Annotated in this window: 19 protein-coding genes; 9 read left to right on the top strand and 10 right to left on the bottom strand. The window is 66.0% G+C overall.

Annotated features, from left to right (window positions below):
• The first annotated feature begins 2 nt into the window (after positions 1-2).
• The 6 genes from NLI89_RS02410 (at position 3) to mazG (ending at position 5521) form a co-directional block, all read left to right on the top strand.
• The gene (locus NLI89_RS02410; protein WP_254685552.1) at positions 3-980 is read left to right on the top strand and encodes an AAA family ATPase; all 978 of its coding nucleotides are present in this window, start codon (positions 3-5) and stop codon (positions 978-980) included.
• A 50-nt stretch (positions 981-1030) separates the two neighbouring features.
• Positions 1031-2578, top strand: coding sequence for a methionine--tRNA ligase (metG, locus tag NLI89_RS02415; RefSeq protein ID WP_254685553.1), 1548 nt, complete (start codon positions 1031-1033; stop codon positions 2576-2578).
• A complete protein-coding gene (locus tag NLI89_RS02420) occupies positions 2578-3372 on the top strand; it encodes a TatD family hydrolase (RefSeq protein WP_254685554.1) in 795 nt (264 codons plus the stop codon). Before metG ends, NLI89_RS02420 begins: the two co-directional genes overlap by 1 nt.
• Positions 3369-4133 carry an MBL fold metallo-hydrolase gene (locus NLI89_RS02425; RefSeq protein WP_254685555.1) on the top strand — a complete coding sequence of 255 codons (765 nt, stop codon included), beginning with the start codon at positions 3369-3371 and terminating at the stop codon, positions 4131-4133. The genes NLI89_RS02420 and NLI89_RS02425 overlap by 4 nt, the downstream gene beginning before the upstream one ends.
• Positions 4130-4717, top strand: a complete 588-nt coding sequence (locus NLI89_RS02430; RefSeq protein ID WP_254685556.1) for a retropepsin-like aspartic protease family protein — start codon at positions 4130-4132, stop codon at positions 4715-4717. The genes NLI89_RS02425 and NLI89_RS02430 overlap by 4 nt, the downstream gene beginning before the upstream one ends.
• 93 nt (positions 4718-4810) lie before the next feature.
• Complete coding sequence (mazG, locus tag NLI89_RS02435) at positions 4811-5521, top strand: nucleoside triphosphate pyrophosphohydrolase (protein WP_254685625.1); 711 nt, start codon at positions 4811-4813, stop codon at positions 5519-5521.
• Here the strand turns inward: mazG and hflX are convergent.
• From hflX to dusB, 7 genes are all read right to left on the bottom strand, one after another.
• Positions 5502-6794, bottom strand: coding sequence for a GTPase HflX (gene hflX, locus NLI89_RS02440; protein ID WP_254685557.1), 1293 nt, complete (start codon positions 6792-6794; stop codon positions 5502-5504). The two genes, mazG and hflX, sit on opposite strands and share 20 nt — an antisense overlap.
• Positions 6791-7366: an RNA chaperone Hfq gene (gene hfq, locus NLI89_RS02445; protein ID WP_439144464.1), complete on the bottom strand. Its 576-nt coding sequence runs from the start codon at positions 7364-7366 to the stop codon at positions 6791-6793. Before hfq ends, hflX begins: the two co-directional genes overlap by 4 nt.
• Positions 7367-7454: 88 nt before the next feature.
• Positions 7455-8831 carry a nitrogen assimilation response regulator NtrX gene (gene ntrX / locus NLI89_RS02450; protein ID WP_128452791.1) on the bottom strand — a complete coding sequence of 459 codons (1377 nt, stop codon included), beginning with the start codon at positions 8829-8831 and terminating at the stop codon, positions 7455-7457.
• A gap of 4 nt (positions 8832-8835) precedes the next feature.
• Positions 8836-11082 (bottom strand): sensor histidine kinase, encoded by a 2247-nt coding sequence (locus tag NLI89_RS02455; RefSeq protein ID WP_254685559.1) that lies wholly within the window; start codon positions 11080-11082, stop codon positions 8836-8838.
• A 76-nt stretch (positions 11083-11158) separates the two neighbouring features.
• Positions 11159-12613, bottom strand: coding sequence for a nitrogen regulation protein NR(I) (ntrC, locus tag NLI89_RS02460; RefSeq protein WP_254685560.1), 1455 nt, complete (start codon positions 12611-12613; stop codon positions 11159-11161).
• Positions 12610-13674, bottom strand: coding sequence for a two-component system sensor histidine kinase NtrB (locus NLI89_RS02465; protein ID WP_302675572.1), 1065 nt, complete (start codon positions 13672-13674; stop codon positions 12610-12612). The genes ntrC and NLI89_RS02465 overlap by 4 nt, the downstream gene beginning before the upstream one ends.
• Positions 13661-14659 carry a tRNA dihydrouridine synthase DusB gene (dusB, locus tag NLI89_RS02470; protein WP_254685562.1) on the bottom strand — a complete coding sequence of 333 codons (999 nt, stop codon included), beginning with the start codon at positions 14657-14659 and terminating at the stop codon, positions 13661-13663. The genes NLI89_RS02465 and dusB overlap by 14 nt, the downstream gene beginning before the upstream one ends.
• A gap of 91 nt (positions 14660-14750) precedes the next feature.
• On the opposite strand from dusB, the gene NLI89_RS02475 reads away from it, so the two are divergent.
• The 3 genes from NLI89_RS02475 to NLI89_RS02485 are packed head-to-tail and all read left to right on the top strand — an operon-like array spanning position 14751 to position 16965.
• Positions 14751-15902, top strand: a complete 1152-nt coding sequence (locus NLI89_RS02475; protein WP_254685563.1) for a bifunctional 2-C-methyl-D-erythritol 4-phosphate cytidylyltransferase/2-C-methyl-D-erythritol 2,4-cyclodiphosphate synthase — start codon at positions 14751-14753, stop codon at positions 15900-15902.
• Complete coding sequence (locus NLI89_RS02480; protein WP_254685564.1) at positions 15899-16435, top strand: hypothetical protein; 537 nt, start codon at positions 15899-15901, stop codon at positions 16433-16435. The genes NLI89_RS02475 and NLI89_RS02480 overlap by 4 nt, the downstream gene beginning before the upstream one ends.
• On the top strand, positions 16435-16965 hold the full coding sequence (locus NLI89_RS02485; RefSeq protein WP_254685565.1) for a CinA family protein: 531 nt from the start codon (positions 16435-16437) through the stop codon (positions 16963-16965). The genes NLI89_RS02480 and NLI89_RS02485 overlap by 1 nt, the downstream gene beginning before the upstream one ends.
• Here the strand turns inward: NLI89_RS02485 and NLI89_RS02490 are convergent.
• The 3 genes from NLI89_RS02490 to NLI89_RS02500 form a co-directional block, all read right to left on the bottom strand.
• The gene (locus NLI89_RS02490) at positions 16896-17384 is read right to left on the bottom strand and encodes a type II toxin-antitoxin system RatA family toxin (protein ID WP_254685566.1); all 489 of its coding nucleotides are present in this window, start codon (positions 17382-17384) and stop codon (positions 16896-16898) included. The two genes, NLI89_RS02485 and NLI89_RS02490, sit on opposite strands and share 70 nt — an antisense overlap.
• On the bottom strand, positions 17384-18307 hold the full coding sequence (gene lipA / locus NLI89_RS02495) for a lipoyl synthase (protein ID WP_192144670.1): 924 nt from the start codon (positions 18305-18307) through the stop codon (positions 17384-17386). The genes NLI89_RS02490 and lipA overlap by 1 nt, the downstream gene beginning before the upstream one ends.
• A 107-nt stretch (positions 18308-18414) precedes the next feature.
• A complete protein-coding gene (locus NLI89_RS02500; protein ID WP_254685567.1) occupies positions 18415-19188 on the bottom strand; it encodes a polyphosphate kinase 2 family protein in 774 nt (257 codons plus the stop codon).
• Positions 19189-19213: the final 25 nt, after the last annotated feature.

The raw sequence follows: 19213 nt of genomic DNA on the forward strand, positions 1-19213 counted from the left end.
GCATGACGTCGATCATCGGCAACACCGCCGCGCAGGCTGCCTTCATGGCGGCGATGCGCGGCGGGTCGCTGCATCATGCGTGGCTGATCGCCGGACCGCAGGGCGTCGGCAAGGCGAGCTTCGCGCGCGCCGCCGCAATGCGCATGCTGGCGGACGCGGCCGAGCTCGATAGCGGGTCGACCGGGTTCGAGGTTCCCGAGGGGAACAGGACGCGGTCGCTGATGGAGGCCGGGTCGCACCCCGATTTTCGCGTGCTCGCGCGGTTGCCGAAAGACCCGGAGAAGCCCGATCAGGATCTCGCGCGCAGCATCACGATCGCGCAGGTGCGGACGCTGCAGCCGCTGTTTGCGACCACGCCGTCGATGAGCCCGCGGCGCGTCGTGGTGATCGACGCGATCGACGATCTGGAGCGGGGCGGGGCGAATGCTCTGCTCAAGAATCTGGAGGAACCGCCCGCGGGCACGATCTTCCTGCTGGTCAGCCATGCGCCGGGGCGGTTGCTGCCGACCATCCGCTCGCGGTGCCGGTTGCTGCGGTTCGAGGCACTTGACGATAGCGAGCTCGCGACGGCGATCCGGACTTTGCAGCCCGAGGCAGGCGAGGGCGAGGTCGCCGCGCTGGTGCGTGCGAGCGACGGCGCGCCCGGACGCGCGCTTCGTTATGCCGGGCTCGACATCGCGGCGATCGACGATGCCATCGCAGCGATCGCGCAGGACGGCGATCGCGACAACGGGCGCCGGTTGAAGCTCGCCAAGGCACTAGGGCTCAAGGCCGCACAACCGCGCTACGAAGCGTTCCTCGACCGCGCGCCCGCGTTTATCGCCAATGCTGCCCGGACCCGCTCGGGCGCCGCGTTGCGATCTGCGCTCGACGCGCACGCCGCGGCACGTGAGCTGGCGGGCGCGGCGACCGGCCTGTCGCTCGACGCACAAGCCACGGTGTTCGAGATGGCGGGAATCGTCGCGACATTACGCCGTTGATAGGGCTGCGCAGGCTTCACCTGATCGGGGCGATGCTCTAGGAGCGCGGCATGGCCGACCCTTTCTATATCACCACCGCGATCCACTATCCCAATGGCCGTCCGCATATCGGCCATGCGTACGAGATGATCGCCGCCGACGCGATCGCGCGCTTCCAGCGTCAGGCCGGCCGTGACGTGCTGTTCCAGACCGGGACCGACGAGCATGGCCTCAAGATGGTCCAGGCGGCGCGCGACCGAGATATGCCGGTGCGCGAACTCGCCAATGAAATGTCGTCGTATTTCCACGCGATGGCGGACCGTCTTGGTATCTCCTACGATCGGTTCATCCGCACCGTCGACGAGGATCATTACGCCGCGAGCGCCGCGATCTGGCAGGCGATGGCGGACGCGGGCGACCTGTATCTCGATCGCTACGAGGGCTGGTACTCGGTCCGCGACGAGGCGTTCTACGACGAATCCGAGCTGACCGGGGAGGGCGACGATCGCCGCTCGCCGCAGGGTACACCCGTTGAATGGACCGCCGAGGAGACCTGGTTCTTCCGCCTGTCGAAGTATCAGCAGCCCCTGCTCGATCTGTTCGCGGCCAACCCTGATTTCATCCGCCCCGAAAGCCGCCGCAACGAGGTGATGCGCTTCGTCGAGGGTGGCTTGAAGGATCTGTCGGTGTCGCGCACCAGCTTCGACTGGGGCGTTCCGGTGCCCGGGAGCCCCGGGCACGTGATGTATGTTTGGGTCGATGCGCTCACCAATTATCTGACCGGGATTGGCTATCCCGACATGACCGGCGACAAGGCGAAATACTGGCCGGCGGATATCCATCTGATCGGCAAGGATATCGTTCGCTTCCACGCGGTCTATTGGCCGGCGTTCCTGCTGTCGGCGGGCATCCCGCTGCCCAAGAGCGTGTTCGGTCACGGCTTCCTGCTCACGCGCGGCGAGAAGATGTCGAAGTCGGTCGGCAACGTCGTCGATCCGATGGCGCTGGCCGATGCGTTCGGCGTCGATGCGCTGCGCTACTTCTTCCTCCGCGAGGTGAGCTTCGGCCAGGACGGCAGTTATTCGCCCGAGGCGATCGTGACGCGCGTCAACGCCGAGCTCGCGAACAGCTTCGGCAACCTCGCACAGCGGACCTTGTCGTTCATCGCCAAGAACTTGGGCGGCGAATTTCCCACGGCGGGTACGGTTCAGGACGCGGACGGCATGCTGATCGAGGAGGTCGTCGTTGCCTGTGCCGGGTTCAAGGCCGGCTTCACCGATCTCGCGCTGTCACAAGGGATCGAGGCGTGGATGCGCGGCGTGTTCGCCTGCAACCAGTATATCGACGCGCAGGCGCCCTGGGCGCTGCGCAAGACCGATCCCGAGCGGATGAACGCGGTATTGCGGACGCTGGTCCGCGCGATCCGCATGCTGGCGATCGCGATCCTGCCGGTCGTGCCTGAGTCCGCGGGTAAGGTGCTAGACCAGATCGGTGCTACCGAGCGGGATCACGGCGCGATCGACGATGACGGCTGGTACGACCGGATCGCTGCCTCCGACTTCCGGATCGCGCCACCGTCGCCCGTCTTCCCGCGTCTCGAACTGCCGGCGGAGGCCTGATGCTCGCCGACAGCCATTGCCACCTGAACTACAAGGGCCTCGTCGAGGACCAGCAGGCGGTGCTCGAGCGCGCCCGCGCGCGAGGTGTGACGGCGATGCTCAACATCTCGACGCGCGAGAGCGAATGGGACGATATCGTCGCCACCGCCGAGCGCGAGCCCGACGTCTGGGCGACGATCGGCATCCATCCCAACGAGGCGGATACCTATCCCGACGTCGATGCGGCCAAGCTGATCGAGCGCGCGCGGCATCCCCGGGTCGTCGGCCTCGGCGAAAGCGGCCTCGACTATTTCCGCGACACCTCGGATCGCGCCCGCCAGCAGGCGAGCTTTCGCGCGCATATCGCTGCGTCGCGCGAAACCGGACTGCCCATCGTCGTCCACACCCGCGATGCCGAGGACGATACCGCCGCGATCATGGCTGAGGAAATGGAGAAGGGGGCCTATGCCGGCGTCATCCACTGCTTCACGGCGAGCGGAGCTTTCGCCGACAAGGCGTTGGACTTGGGCCTTTATATCTCGATCTCCGGGATCGTGACGTTCAAGAACGCGCGCGACCTGCAGGAAACCGCAGCACGGCTGCCGATCGACCGTCTGCTGATCGAGACCGACGCACCGTTCCTCGCGCCGGTGCCGCACCGGGGCAAGACCGGCGAACCCGGCTTCGTCGCCGATACCGCAGCGTTTCTCGCCGACCTCCGCGGCGAAAATGTCGAGGAATTATCGCGTCGTACGGCGGAGAACTTCCATGCGCTGTTCGCCAAGACGCGAGCGTCGGGAGCCGTCGCAGCATGAAGATCACGATCCTCGGCTCCGGCACATCCTCGGGCGTGCCGCGGATCGGCAACGACTGGGGCGAATGCGACCCGACCGAGCCGCGCAACCGCCGCACCCGCGCGTCGGCGCTGGTCGAGCATGACGGCACCAGGATCCTGATCGACACCAGCCCTGATATGCGCGAGCAGTTGTTAGCGGCCGATATAGACCGGGTCGATGCGATACTCTGGACGCACGACCACGCCGATCATTGCCACGGCATCGACGACGTGCGGCAACTCTTCCACGCGGCGGGAACGCCGGTCCTCGGCTATGCGCGCCCGTTCACGCTGGCGGCGCTGGATGCACGCTTCACCTACGCCTTTCACGGTCGTACCGGCTATCCACCGACGATCGCGGCCGAGATCTTGCCGGACCGGCTGTCGATCGGCGGGATCGACATCCGTGTCACCGATCAGCCGCATGGCAGCATCCACGCCGCGGGCTTGCGGTTCGAAGCGGACGGTGTATCCATCGGATATGCAACCGATTTCAACGTGATGACCGATGACATGGCCAGCCTGTATCAGGATCTGGACATATGGGTCGTCGACGCGCTCCGCCGACGTCCGCACCCGACACACATGGAATTGCCGGCCGTCCTGAACTGGGTGGAACGCCTGACGCCGAAGCGGACGGCGTTGATCCACATGGACAACACGATGGATTACGCGACGCTGCGGCATGAACTCCCGGCTGGGGTCGAGCCCGGCTATGACGGGTTAGTCCTCACCGCATGACCGGCGACCGCGCAGCCCAGTTCGCGCTGTACGCGGTCATGCTGATCCTGCCGCTGTCCGCGCTAGTGGCGCGCCGGCTGCCGCTGAAACCCGTACTGAAGATGGCCTTGGCCTGGGTCGCGATCTTCGCGGTGGCTTTGCTCATCGCGAGCCAGCGGGACCGGCTGTCGGGACTGAAGACCTTGCTCGCGGACCAGCAGGTTAGCGGCACCGAAATGCGGATACGCATGGCCGAGGACGGGCATTTCTGGGCGGATGTCGATATCGACGGGGTACGGCGGCGCATGCTGATCGACAGCGGCGCGACGACGACCGCGCTGTCGTCGGCCACCGCGAAGGCCGCGGGACTCGATAGCGACAAAAGCCCGTTCCCGGTGATCATCTCGACCGCCAATGGCGACGTGTCGGCACGCACCGCGACGGCTAGGCGTGTGACGATCGGTACGATCACCGCCACCGATCTCGGGATCGTCACGTCGACGTCGTTCGGCGATACCGACGTCATCGGCATGAACTTTCTTTCGAAGCTGGGATCTTGGCGGGTCGAGAACGCCACGCTCATCCTGACTCCGATCCAGGAATAGATTTTACATAATGTATATTATCGATCTTGAGGTGGGCAGTGGATCGATGGCTATTCACAGGTGCTCCCTGTGATCGAACGCCTCACTTCCATCATGGCGCGGCTGCGTGATCCGGTCGACGGATGCGAATGGGATCGGGTGCAGACTTGGTCGACGATCGCGCCGTACACGATCGAGGAAGCGTACGAGGTTGCCGACGCGATCGCGCGCGACGATCCCGCCGATCTCAAGGACGAGCTTGGCGACCTGTTGCTCCAGGTCGTGTTCCACAGCCGTATCGCCGAGGAATCGGGCGCATTCACGCTGGCCGATGTCGTCGCCGCGATCAGCGACAAGATGGAGCGCCGCCACCCGCATATCTTCGGCGATGCCGCGACCTCGCCGGGCTGGGAAACGATCAAGGCCAGCGAGCGTGCGGAGAAGTCCGATCCGAGCGCGCTGGCCGGCGTCGCGATCGGCCTGCCCGCCTTGTCCCGCGCCGAGAAACTGCAGAAGCGGGCCGCGCGCGTGGGGTTCGACTGGCCCGATGCAGCGGGTCCGCTCGCGAAGGTTTTCGAGGAAATAGAAGAGGTTCGCGAAGCCGGCTCGGACACCGTCGCAGAAGAAATCGGCGACCTGTTGTTTGCGGTGACGAACTGGGCACGCCATCTCGGTGTCGATCCCGAGGCCGCATTACGCTCGAGCAACGCCAAGTTCGAGGCACGTTTCCGAGCGATCGAGACTGCTGGCGGCGACGGTTTCGCCGCCAGCAGTCTCGATCAGAAGGAAGCCCTGTGGCAGTCGGTCAAGCGTCGCGGCGGATGAACCGGTCGTAGTCGCTTTCCGACAGTCGCACGTCGTAGGTCGTCTCGAGTTCGTCGTCCAAGCTGCCGAGCACTTCGCCGTGCGCATGCAGCCACGCTGCCCCGGCGCCATCGGTCGCATCGAGCGTGATGCTGTACCGACGGTGAGCACCGGTCAGCTTGGCGGCGACCTGGTGGATCAGCTCATCCACCCCTTCCCCGCTCAGCGCCGAGATCGCGACGACGTCGTCTCGGTGCGACGCCTGCGCGGCGATCTCCTCGTGCGTATCAGCATCGAGCAGATCGAGCTTGTTCCAGACCTCGAACCGCGGCGTGTTCTCGTCGACGCCGATCTCGGCGAGCACGGTCTCGACGTCGGTCCGTTGCGCCTCGGTATCGGGATGCGCGATGTCACGGATGTGGACGAGCAGATCGGCGGAAACGACCTCCTCCAACGTTGCCTTGAACGCGGCAACCAGCTGCGTAGGCAGGTCCGAGACGAACCCGACCGTATCGGAGAGGATCGCCTTGTCGATGCCGGGCAACTGGATCTGCCGCAACGTCGGGTCGAGCGTCGCGAACAGCAGATCCTCCGCCATCACGTCGGCGCCGGTCAGCCGGTTGAACAGCGTCGACTTGCCCGCATTGGTATAACCGACGAGCGCGATCACCGGCCACGGTGCACGCTGGCGCCGCTCACGGTGAAGCCCCCTCGTCCGGCTGACCTGCTCGAGCTCGCGCTTGAGCCGGGCCATCCGGTCGCGGATCAGGCGGCGATCCGCTTCGATCTGGGTTTCGCCCGGACCACCGAGGAAGCCGAAACCACCCCGCTGGCGTTCGAGATGGGTCCAGCTGCGAACCAGACGGCCCGCCTGATAATCGAGATGCGCCAGTTCGACCTGCAAGCGCCCCTCGGCGGTCGCCGCACGCTCGCCGAAGATTTCGAGGATCAAGCCAGTACGATCGATGACCTTGGTTTCGAGCGCCTTTTCGAGATTGCGCTGCTGAATCGGGCTGAGGCTCGCGTCGAATACGACGAGCCCTGCGTCTTCCATCCGCACCTGCGCCGCAAGCATTTCGACCTGGCCACTGCCGATCAGCGTCGCCGGCTTGGGCTGGCGAACACGGTAGGCGATCCGTTCGACGACCTCGACGCCGATCGCGGCGGCAAGACCCGCGGTCTCCTCCAGGCGTGCGTCGACGTCGCGCGAAGTGTCGCCCTGATCGGGAAGGACGACGATCGCGCGCGCCCCGCGCGCGAACTCGTCCCGGTCGCGTTCGAAACCGCTACTCAATCGTCATGGTCCGCATCATCTGCGTCATCGGCATCATCCGTATCGGTAGGTTCCTCGGCGAGGTTCAGCGGGCGCGCCGGCTGAATCGTCGAGACCGCGTGCTTGTAGACGAGCTGTGCCATGCCCTCGCGCTGGAGCAGCATGCAGAACAGGTCGAAGCCTGCGATCTGGCCCTGCAGCATGACGCCGTTGATCAGGAACATCGTAACGCTGTCTTCGGACTTGCGCACCGCGTTGAGGAAAATGTCCTGCAACAACGGGTGCTTCTTCTGGTTCTCGCCGACCGCGTCTACGATGGCCGACACGTCCATCGGTCCGGCGGGCATGATCGTCGAGATCGCATGCTTGTAGATCAGCTGCGACTGGCCATCGCGGCGGAGCAGTACGGAAAAATTATCGAACCATGTGACGATGCCCTGGAGCTTCACGCCCTTGACGAGGAACATCGTGACCGGCGTCTTGGAGCGCCGGAGTGCGTTCAGGAAGAGGTCCTGAAGCGAGCCTGGTTTATCGGCCAATGGGATAACCCTTTGTTTTTGGCGGGACTTTGCCCGCAAGGCGCTGTTTCCCAGCGTCGGAGATGCACCCGGTTACCGGGCACCGTATGTGATCTATGATCGACACCCCCATAGTTCCAGAGGGCGGCGAAATTGCGGCGCCTTATTCGTCGCGTGTTTCGGTAATGCCGAGGAGCTTCAGTTTACGGTGGAGTGCCGATCGCTCCATGCCGATGAAGCTCGCCGTGCGCGAGATGTTGCCCGAAAAGCGCCGGATCTGGACGCGCAGATATTCGCGCTCGAACGTCTCGCGCGCCTCCCGCAGCGGCGATCCCATGATCGCGGTGCCGCCCGCCGCCCCCATATCGCCCTGATCGCCGAGCACTTCGGCGGGCAACAGGTCGATATCGATCCGGCCGATGCGATCGCCCGGCGCCAGGATGATCGTCCGCTCGACGACGTTGCGCAACTGGCGGACGTTGCCGGGCCAGTCATAGGATTGCAGCGCGACCATCGCATCGGGTGCGATCTCCGGCGTCGGCACCCGGCGTTCGGACGCGTAATGCGCGATGAAATGCTGAACCAGCGCCGGGATATCCTCGCGGCGATCCGACAGCGGCGGGATCGTCACGGGGACCACATTGAGGCGGTAATACAGATCCTCGCGAAAGCGCCCCTCGGCGATCTCGAACACAAGGTCGCGCGCCGTCGCCGAGACGACGCGAACGTCGACCTTGACCACCCGCGTGCCACCAACCCGCGTGAAACTCTGGTCGGTCAGCGCGCGCAGGATCCGCGCCTGCGTCGTGATCGGCATGTCGGCGATCTCGTCGAGAAACAACGTGCCGCCATGCGCCTGCTCGAACAGGCCGGGACGGACGAGATCGCCCGCCTCCTCGACCCCGAACAGTTCCTCGTCGACCCGCTCGGGCGTCATCCGCGCCGCGCTGACGACGATGAACGGGGCATCGGTACGCTGGCTCCAGCCATGCAGCAGCCGCGCGGCGACTTCCTTGCCGACGCCTGCGCCGCCCATCACGAGCACACGGCTACCGGTTGCCGCGACCCGCTTCAACGTCGCGCGGACGCCGTTGATGGCGCCCGAACTGCCGGTGAGATCGGTCTCGCGGCCGACCGTCGCTCGCAAGGTCGCGACTTCGCGCCGCAGCCGTTCGGTCTCGGTCGCACGCGCCACCATGAGGAGCAGGCGCTCGGCCTCGAACGGCTTTTCGATGAAGTCGGACGCGCCACGCCGGATCGCGGCGACCGCGGTATCCAGATTGCCGTGGCCCGAAATGACTAGCACGGGGATCGACGGGTCGCGACGCTTGATCTCGTCGAGCAGCTCGAGCCCATCGAGCCGCGAGCCTTGCAGCCAGACGTCGAGCAGCACCAGCGACGGACGCCGTGCGGCTATCGCCTCCAGCGCGGAATCGCTGTCGCCGGCGTCGCGCGTGTCATAGCCTTCGTCTTCGAGGACGCCGGCGACCAGTTCGCGAATGTCACGTTCGTCGTCCACGACGAGAATATCGAGCGCCATCAAATCATGTCCGGTTACGAGTCATGGTGGCGAGTTGGCCATCCCCTGCCCCCTCGGGTAGCGGCCCCCCTGCGTCGAGGCCCACTTGGTTCAGGCCCCCCTGGTCCAGTGCTGCCAGAGCCCTGGTGTCGAAGGTCATGGTGACGAGCGTGCCGCCACCCGGCCGATCGGAGAAGCCGATCGTTCCACAATGCTCCTCAATGATCTTCTTGACGATGGCAAGCCCGAGGCCGGTGCCGCGCGCCCGCGTCGTGACATAGGGCTCCATGATCCGGTCGCGGTCGGCGGGCAGGCCGACGCCGGTATCGGCGACCGCAATCGTCACGCTCCGGCCGATCTCCTGGCTGAGCGTCATCGTCACCGATCCACCCGGTTCGCCACGTGTTTCAATGGCTTCGACCGCGTTCTTGACGATGTTCGTGAGGGCCTGGCCGATCTGGCGGCGATCGCATATGAGCGCGAGGCCGGGATCGTCGTTGACCAGATGGAAGCCGATTGCAGGGTGCGCCACCTCGTGCAGGAAAAGTGCCTGCCGAGCGGCATCGACCAGTGATTCCTCGCGGAACACGGGCTTGGGCATGCGCGCGAACGACGAGAATTCGTCGACCATCCGGCGCAGGTCGCCGACCTGACGAATGATCGTGTCGGTAAGCCGTGAGAACGTCCCGTCCTGCATCTCGGCCTTCGCGCCATAGCGGCGTTGCAGGCGCTCGGCCGCGAGTTGGATCGGGGTCAGCGGATTCTTGATCTCGTGCGCGATCCGGCGCGCGACATCGGACCAGGCCGCACGGCGCTGATCGAGCAATTGCTGCGTGATGTCGTCGAACGTCAGGATCGGCCCCGTGGAGGGCCGCGCGATCCGCACTGCCAGGGTACGGACATCGCCACCCTGCCCGACCTCGACGATCGCTTCGCGGTCGCCCCCGTCGAGCATCGCATCGAGTTCGGGCGCGATGTCGACCAGACGACGGCCGACCAGCCCGCCGGCATCGGTCCCGAGCAAGGTCGTCGCGGAGTCGTTGGCGATCGTTATCGTCCGCTCGCGGCCGGTCGCGACCACGCCGGCCGAGACCCCGGCCATAACCGCTTCGATCAGCGCGCGGCGGCTTTCCAACTGGCCGTTGGCCGTGACCAGTTCGGTATTCTGCTCTTCGAGCCGCCCCGTCATCTGGTTGAAGGCGTTGGCCAGGGTGCCGACCTCGTCGCGACTGCGCGGATCAGGCACGCGCGCGGTCAAGTCGCCCGCGGCAACGCGACGGGCCGCATCGACCAGCTCGCCGACCGGACGCACCAAGCGATCGGCCACCGCGAGTGCGATCCAGACCGCCACGCCGACGATCAGCAGCGAGATCAGCAGAAGTGCCGCATTGAACCGCAATTGGAGGCTGCGCGATCGGGCAAGGAGGGATCGATAACTCGTCAGAACCTCGTTCGCGCGCGTGGTCTGCTCGGACAGTAATTTCGTATCCTCGACGCGGCCCGCATACAGGAACAGTTCGTCCGATCCCGGCAGCATCGTGATCGTCTGGATACGATCGCCCGTGACCGCAAGGACCGCGCTCTTGCCGGACCGCAGCTCGGCGATCGCCGCGGGCGTGACGCGGCGCGTAAAGTCGATCTCGTACGGGTTGACGATCGCCAGCGTCTGGATCCCCTGCTGCTGGGACAGCTTGAACAAGGCCGCCTCGGAAAGGCTGCGGTAATAGACCTGCTGCAGGAACCATCCGGAAAAGTCCGGGCTCTGCAGCGAGCGCTCGCGCAAATAGGCGGACATGTCGCTCGCCATCGTCACGGTCGCTTCCTGCCACCGGTTAAGCTGTCGCCCGTAGGACGACTGGGCGAGCCCAGTGGCGTTCTCGAGCATTCCGCGCGCCTGGTCAGAATACCAGAACTGAACGCCGTACTGGAACAGCAGCGACGCGAAGATCGTCACCAGCAGCATCGGCACCGCGGCGACGATCGAGAACAGCGCGACGAGACGGACGTGGAGGCGTCCACCACCGCCCACAGGCGACCGCGCCGCGCGCCGCATCGCCACGCGCCGGCCGAGCAGCATCAGCAAGGCGATGCCGGGCACGAGGTTGGCGACGAGCAGCAGCGCGACCAGCGGCGGCGGGATCAGGCGCTGCGGTGCGTCGGTGCCGGTGATGATGAAATAGCTCGCGACACCGATCGCGACGGCGACCGCCAGAACAAGCGCCTCGATCGCAGGCGTCACCGCGAACCGGTGTGCGGGCCCGTCATCATCCATCGGTAGCGTCGCTGAAGCGATCATCGTTGCCCCGATACAACGTCAACCGTTGCCGGGAAACCACATAATGACAGAGTCAGCGACGTTCCGTCTCTTCGGGCCGCTGCGTCTCGCTCCCGCCATGGCCGATATCGATGCCGAGCGTATCGAGGCGCTTGCGCAGGGTATTGCGGTTTATCCCCATCGCGCGGGCGGCGCGGAGCTGGTTCTGGCCGTGGCGCGCCAGCATCGCCTCGATCAGCGGGCGCTCGACCTCGCCGATCACGCGGTCGTACAGCGTACCGTCGTCGAGCGCGGCGGGGTTTTCCCGTGCAATCCGCTCGATCATCGCGCGAACGGCGTGGCCGATCTCGATGTCGGCGGGTTCGCCGATGACCGCGTGCGTGCCGATCATCGTGCGGATCGCGTCGGCGCCGATCACTTCGTCGCGTGCCAGCACCGCCAGCCTGCGCATCAGGTTCTCGAGTTCGCGGACGTTGCCCGGCCAGTCGTGCGCGCCGAGTTCGGTGAGCGCATCGCTGCCGAGCTGGCGGCGCGGAAGGCCCTGCATCGCGGCATGGTCGAGGAAATGGCGGGCGAGCAACGCGATATCCTGGCGGCGCTCGCGTAACGCGGGCAGCGTGATCGGGACGACGTTGAGGCGGTAGAACAGGTCTTCGCGGAAATGCCCGGCGGCGACCTGCGCGTTGAGATCGCGGTTGGTGGCGGCGACGATCCGGACGTCGACGCGGATCGTCCGCGCGCCGCCGACGCTGGTGAACTCGCCCGACTGGAGCACGCGCAACAGGCGGGTCTGCGCCTCCATCGGCATGTCGCCGATCTCGTCGAGGAACAATGTGCCGCCCGACGCCTGTTCAAACCGGCCGGCGTTGCGCGTCGCCGCGCCGGTGAATGCGCCACGCTCATGCCCGAACAGTTCGGCCTCGATCAGTTCGCGCGGGATCGCAGCCATGTTGATCGCCACGAACGGCGCGGCGTTGCGTGGGCCGAGATCGTGGATCGCGCGCGCCACGAGTTCCTTGCCGGTGCCCGATTCGCCCGAGATCAGCACGGTCAGGTCGTTCGAGACGACCCGCGCGATGACCCGGTACACGTCCTGCATCGCCGCCGATCGCCCGATCAGCGGCAGTGCGCGGTCCTCGTCATGGAGCGCGTCCTCCGACACCATCCCGCCACGCGCGAGCGCACCGGCGACCGCGCGGGCCAGCACGTCGAGGTCGAACGGCTTGGGCAGATACTCATATGCGCCAACCTCAGCCGCGCGGACCGCAGTGGTCAGCGTGTTCTGCGCTGAGAGAACGATGATCGGCAGCAGGGGAAAGCGCGCGGCAACGCTGCGGACATGATCGATACCGTCGCCGTCCGGAAGAATGACGTCGGTGACGAGAACATCGGGGAGCGACGCGGCGAGCGCGCGTTCGAGTTGCGCGAGGCTGTCGGCCACGGACACCTCATGGCCCGCACGACGCAACGCCTGCGCGACGACAGTCCGGATCGCGGCGTCGTCGTCGACGACCAGAACCGTACTCATGATGCCGCCCTCGGGAGCAGCAGACGCAGAACGGTCATTTCGGGCGCACCTTCGCGGGCGTATTGGACGATCCCGCCCATGTCGCGGGTCAGCTTGTCGACAAGCGCGAGACCCAGCCCCTGCCCTTCGCGCCGGCCGGACACGAACGGATCGAACAGATGATCGGCGATATCGGCAGGCGCACCGGGACCGTTGTCAAACACGCAGATTTCGATCGGCAGCGGCAGGCGTGGCTTGCCGGGGGCCGAACTGACGGTGATGCCGTGGCGGTAGGCGGTCGTCATCACGATCCGAGGTTCGCGTTCGTTTCGAACGGCTTCGCGTGCGTTCTTGAGTAGATTTATGACGATCTGGAGCAGTGCATCGCGATTGATCTGCGCGGGCGGGAGCGACGGATCGAAGCGTTCCTCGATCGAAATCCCGCGCGCGAACCCCGCGAGCGCCAGCCGACGCGCATGGCCGAGCAACGGGTAGATGTTTTCGCTGGCGAGCGGCAGCGGACGCGTGTCGCTGAAATCCTGCATCCGGTCGATCAACGCCGCGATCCGGTCGACTTCGGTCACGATCAGCGTCGTCAGTTCGCCCGCGCCGAGCAACTGCGCGGCGCCGCGGATGCCGGATAGCGGGTTCTTGATCTCGTGCGCCAGCATCGCCGCCGCACCGACGGCCGCACGCGCGCCGGCCGCGCGGTCGGCGGAATGGCCGAGCCGCCGCGAGGTCGCCGCGGAATGCAGCGTGATCGCGCGCCAGCCCGGGTAGTCGGCAATCTGCGTCTCGGCGAAATCGACCCGGATCTTGCCGCCGCGCGCAGTCGACATCTCTGTGTCGTACACTGCGAGCCCGTGCCCGTCGCGATTGCGCGGATCGTCGGGCGGCGGGATGATCGCGTCGAGCGGCTGCCCGATCATCAGCCGCTCCGACAGGTTCAGCAGTTGCTCGGCGAGCGCATTGGCATGCGCGACGCGCTGATTCGGATCGACCACGACGACGGCGACCGGGAGCGCCGCGAACAGTTCCGCAAAACCCGGCCGTACCCGAGAGTGCGTGTCAGGCCGCTGCAAGGTCGCGCCAGGGAGCGTAGAACTCGGCGAGCATCGCCTTGACCTGCTTGGGATCGGGAATCTGGTTCACCTTGTTGCGGAACTCGGCCGATCCGGGCAGGCCCTTAGTGTACCAGCCGATATGCTTGCGCGCCATGTTGACGCCGGTCTCGATCCCGTAATGTTCGAGCATCGCCTCGTAATGGCCTGCGATCGCGTCATATTGCTCGGTGATCGACGGGTCTTCGATGCGGCGGCCGGTGGCGAACCACTCCATGACCTGGCCGAGCACCCACGGGCGACCATAGCTGCCGCGACCGATCATCAGGCCGTCCGCGCCCGACTGGTCCATCGCTGCTTCGGCGTCCTCGATCGTGCAGATATCGCCGTTGACGATCACCGGCACGCTCACCGCATCCTTGACCTTGCGGACGAAGCCCCAGTCGGCATTGCCCTTGTACATCTGGTTGCGCGTGCGGCCGTGGACGGTGATCAGCTTGATGCCGAGATCCTCGGCGATCCGCGCGAGGTCGGGCGCGTTGAGGCTGTCATGGCACCAGCCCATTCGCATCTTCAGCGTCACGGGAACGTCGACCGCCTTGACGGTCGCCTCGATGATCGCGCTGGCGAGCTTAGTATCGCGCATCAGCGCCGAGCCCGCATCGCCGTTGACGACTTTCCGCACCGGACAGCCCATGTTGATGTCGATGATCGCCGCGCCGCGATCCTGGCTGAGTTTGGCAGCCTCGCCCATCTCGTACGGGGTGCAGCCGATCAACTGCATCGACACCGGTTCCTCGAGCCGATCCCACGCCGCCTTTTGCAACGACTGGCGGGTCTCGCGGATGGCGGCCTGGCTCGCCACCATCTCGGTGACGTTGAGGCCCGAGCCATAGCGTCGCACCAGCGTGCGGAACGGCATGTCGGTGACGCCGGTCATCGGCGCGAGCACGACGGGGCTTTCGATCCGGACGGGACCGATCTGGATGGGGGATAGATTACGCATGGATGTGCCTGAAAAAGAGGCATCGCCCTACCCTGTCCCGCGCTCGGTCGCAAGACTGGCGAGCCTCCGGTCGAACCGCTAGGTCGCGACGATGACACAGGCACACCGTATCGTTGCGATCATCGTCGCCGCCGGAACCGGCGTGCGCGCCGGGGGATCGGTTCCCAAGCAGTTCGCGCTGATCGCCGGGCGTTCGATGATCGCCTATTCCTACGACGCGTTTTCCGCGCATCCCGCGATTGCCGAGACGATCGTCATCATCGGTGAAGGGCAGCAGGCTCTTGCCGCCGAGTCGCTCGGCAGCGGCGTAAGAACCGTCATCGGCGGAGCCACGCGCCGCGAGTCGGTCGCGAACGGACTCGCGGCGATCGGCGACGCGACGCACGTGCTGATCCACGACGCGGCCCGCCCTTTCCTCTCCGCCGAAATCATCGATTCGCTCGTCACCGCCCTGAAGACTCGGGACGCGGCCATTCCGGTCCTCCCGGTGACCGATACGCTTGCGCGCGGCACCGTGCTGCTTGGGGACATCGTGGCCCGCGCTGACCTCAACCGCGTGCAGACTCCGCAGGCGTTTTCCGTGGAGGCGTTACGCGCCGCGCATGCCGTCTGGCCCGAAGACGAGGAAGCCACCGACGACGCGCAGATGGTGCGGCGGCTTGGCGTCGGCGTCGCGTTGGTGCAGGGCTCGGCTATGCTCGAGAAAGTCACCCACCCCGAAGATTTCGCGGCCGCCGAGGCGCGTGTCGCGTATGAAACCCGCACCGCGATGGGCTTCGACGTCCACCGGCTCGAAACCGGCGAGGAACTCTGGCTCGGCGGCGTCCTGATCCCGCACGACAAGGGGCTGTCTGGGCATAGCGACGCGGATGTGGCGCTCCACGCGCTGACCGACGCGCTGCTCGGCACGATCGCGGCCGGCGATATCGGCACGCATTTCCCGCCGAGCGACCCACAATGGAAGGGCGCCGACTCCGCGCAATTCCTCCAGCACGCGGCAAAGCTGATTGCCGACAAGCGCGGCCGGATCGATTTCGTCGACCTGACGATCATGTGCGAGGCACCTAAGATCGGCCCGCACCGTGCCGCGATGACCGCGCGGATCGCCGACCTGCTCGGGCTCACGCTCGATCGGGTCAGCGTCAAGGCGACGACGACCGAGCGACTCGGCTTCACCGGCCGCGGCGAAGGCATCGCCGCACAGGCCGTCGCAACCGTCCGCGTGCCCGGAGCGCCGGCATGACGGCCCGCATGAGGATCGGCGCCGCGCTGGCCGCCGTCGCGCTTCTCGCCAGCCCGGCGGCTGCGCAACCCCGCTGCATCACCGGGCCCGAGGCCGAATCGCTGACGCTCGTCGCGATGCCCGACATCCTCCGCGAAACCGGTCGCGTCTGCGCGGCGCAACTCCCGGCCGCCAGCCTGATCCGGCGGCAGTCGAGTGCGCTGATAGATCGCTATCAGATCGAGTCCGACCGCGCCTGGCCGTCCGCTCGCGCGGCGATCGTAAAGCTGAGCGATCCTGCGGTCGACGCGATGCTCGATTCGGAGTTCGCGCGGCCATTGCTGACGACGTTGCTGGTGCCGCAGATCGTCGGGCGGATCGCGACGCGCGATTGCGGGACGATCGACCGGATGCTGACGCTGCTTCAACCCTTGCCGCCCCGCAACACCGCGGCCATCGTCGTGGAGACGTTGCGGTACCTGAAATCGCAGAAGCCGCGCGGCGGTGATATCGCCGCGGTGGCGATGCTGCTGTGCCCGGTGGAGACTCGCTGATGGATACCATCCTTCCCCCCGAACTGGTCGACGCCGCGCGTAAGGTCGTCGAGCAGAACCGCGCGATCGGGCGCCGTGTCGCGGTCGCCGAGAGCTGCACCGGTGGCCTCGTCGCGGCCGCGCTGACGGAAATCCCCGGATCGTCGGACGTGTTCGAAGTGGGCTTCGTCACCTATTCGAACGAAGCCAAGCTCGGCGTGCTGAAGATCAGTTCCGACGTGCTCGAAACGTTTGGCGCGGTCTCGATCGCGGTCGCGTGGAGCATGGCACAGGCCGCGTTGAAGCAGTCGGGCGCGGACATCGCCGTGGCGATCACGGGCGTGGCGGGGCCCGGCGGGGGGTCGCTCAAGAAGCCGGTCGGCACCGTTGTATTCGGTCGCGCCGAGAAGGGTCGCGACCCGTCCGACGTCCATGCCGATCGCAGGGATTTCGGCGATCTCGGTCGTGGCGGGATCCGGCTTCAGGCCGCGTTGTGTGCGCTCGAACTCTTGCTGCCGGACGCACCGGCCCCGGAAGACCCGGCGCCGTAAAGCTCGGCGGCGCGAGTCTCGAACGCGCCGATCATCTTGCGCAGTGCAGCGCCGAAAACCTGGCCGGCGATCATCTCGAACATCCGGTTCTTGAACGCGAAGTCGACGGTGAAATCGACCGCGCAGCCCTGAGGCTCGGGCCGGAAATGCCATTCGTTGCGCAGATACTTTAGCGGTCCATCGACATAATCAACGTTCAGTTCGCTCGGGCGGACCTTCTGCACGCGCGACGTGAACGTCTCGCGCAGGCCCTTGAACCCGACGATCATGTCGGCGAGCGTCTCGGTCTCGCTGTTCGAGCGCACCCGCATCGCACTGACCCAGGGCAGGAACTCGGCATAGCGACCGACATCGGCCACCAGGTCGAACATCTGCTCAGGAGTGTAGGGCAAATGACGCGTTTCGGAATGCTTCGGCATCAGATGCGCGCAACGCCCAGCTTCGCGTCACGATTCGCCCGCAACCGCTCGAAATCATCGCCGGCGTGATAGCTCGACCGGGTCAGCGGCGACGATGCGACCAGTAGGAAACCCTTTGCGCGCGCGATCGAGGCATAGGCGTCGAACGCCTTGGGCGGCACGAACTCGGCGACCTTGGCGTGGCGCGGGGTGGGCTGAAGATACTGGCCCATCGTCAGGAAATCGATGTCGGCGCAGCGCATGTCGTCCATAACCTGATGGATCTCCAGGCGCTCCTCGCCGAGCCCGAGCATCACGCCGGACTTGGTGAAAATCGACGGATCGTGCTTCTTGACGCTCTCCAGCAGGCGCAGCGACGCGTAGTAGCGCGCGCCCGGGCGGATCGTCGGATAGAGCCGCGGGACGGTCTCGAGATTGTGGTTGTAGACGTCGGGACGCGCCTCGACGATCGACTCGATCGCGGCCTGCGCCTTGTTGCGGAAGTCAGGCGTCAGGATCTCGATCGTCGTCGTCGGGTTCGACGCGCGGATCGCCTGGATCACCTTCACGAACTGCGACGCGCCGCCATCGGGCAGGTCGTCACGATCGACCGAGGTGATGACGATGTGGTTGAGACCCATCTGCGCGGCGGCGTCGGCGACGTTCTGCGGCTCCATCCGGTCGACTGCGCGGGGCATGCCGGTCTTCACGTTGCAGAACGCGCAAGCGCGCGTGCAGGTATCGCCGAGGATCATCACCGTCGCATGCTTCTTCGACCAGCATTCGCCGATGTTCGGGCACGCGGCCTCTTCGCACACCGTCGTGAGGCTTTTCGACCGCATGAGCTCGCGGGTTTTCGCGAAGCCCGCGGAGGTCGGCGCCTTGACGCGGATCCAATCGGGCTTGCGGGCACGCGGGACGGCGATCGGGGTCATCTCGTTCATGGGAGCGAGATAGCGATGCCGGCTACCCGAGACAACATGCATGCGGTTTTGCGCGAGATATCACGCGTTTCTTCGGTGACTTGGTCCGGCTGCGGGATCGACCGCCGTCAAAGCCCGAGCGCCTTTTCCGCCACGCGCTTCACCTTCGGATCGATCGGCGGCGGGATCATCGACACGCCGGCTTCGAGGCGATCGGCAATCACCGTCAGCGCTGCGATGCGGGCCGCCTTCTTGTCGTTGCCGTCGATCACCGTCCACGGTGCCGTTGCAGTATCAGTGCGTGCGAACATCTCATTCATCGCCTCCAGATAGTCCTTCCGGCGCGAGCGGTTGTGATAATCGTCGAGGCCCGTCTTCCAATGCTTCCACGGATCGTCGAGCCGCGCTTTCAGGCGACGATCCTGCTCCTTCTGCGTGGTATGGATGAACAGCTTGATCAGCGTCGTCCCGCTCTCGACCTGCTGCGCCTCGAACGCGTTGATCTCGTCATAGCCGTGACGCCATTCGGTCTCGCTGGCCAAACCCTCGACGCGCTCGACGAGGACGCGACCGTACCAGCTGCGATCGAACACTGCGATGTGGCCGTCGGCAGGCAGCCGGTGCCAGAAGCGCCAAAGGAAATGATGTGCCTTCTCGTCCGCGGTGGGGGCTGCGATCGGCCAGACCTTGTAGTTGCGCGGGTCCCATTCGGCGGAGAGCCGCTGGATGATGCCCCCCTTGCCAGCCGCGTCCCAGCCCTCGAACATGACGATCGCGCGCGTACCGCCGACGATATGCGCGACCTGGATATGTTCGAGCCGCTTCTGGAGCGCAGTCAGGTCATGCTTGTACTTGCCGTCATACGCGTCGCCGGCTTCGTAGTCGGCCAGGTGTATCGTCATGCGCTGCGCTCCATCACTCAGATTG

The organism is Sphingomonas faeni, assembly GCF_024273235.1.
Lineage (GTDB): Bacteria > Pseudomonadota > Alphaproteobacteria > Sphingomonadales > Sphingomonadaceae > Sphingomonas > Sphingomonas faeni_A.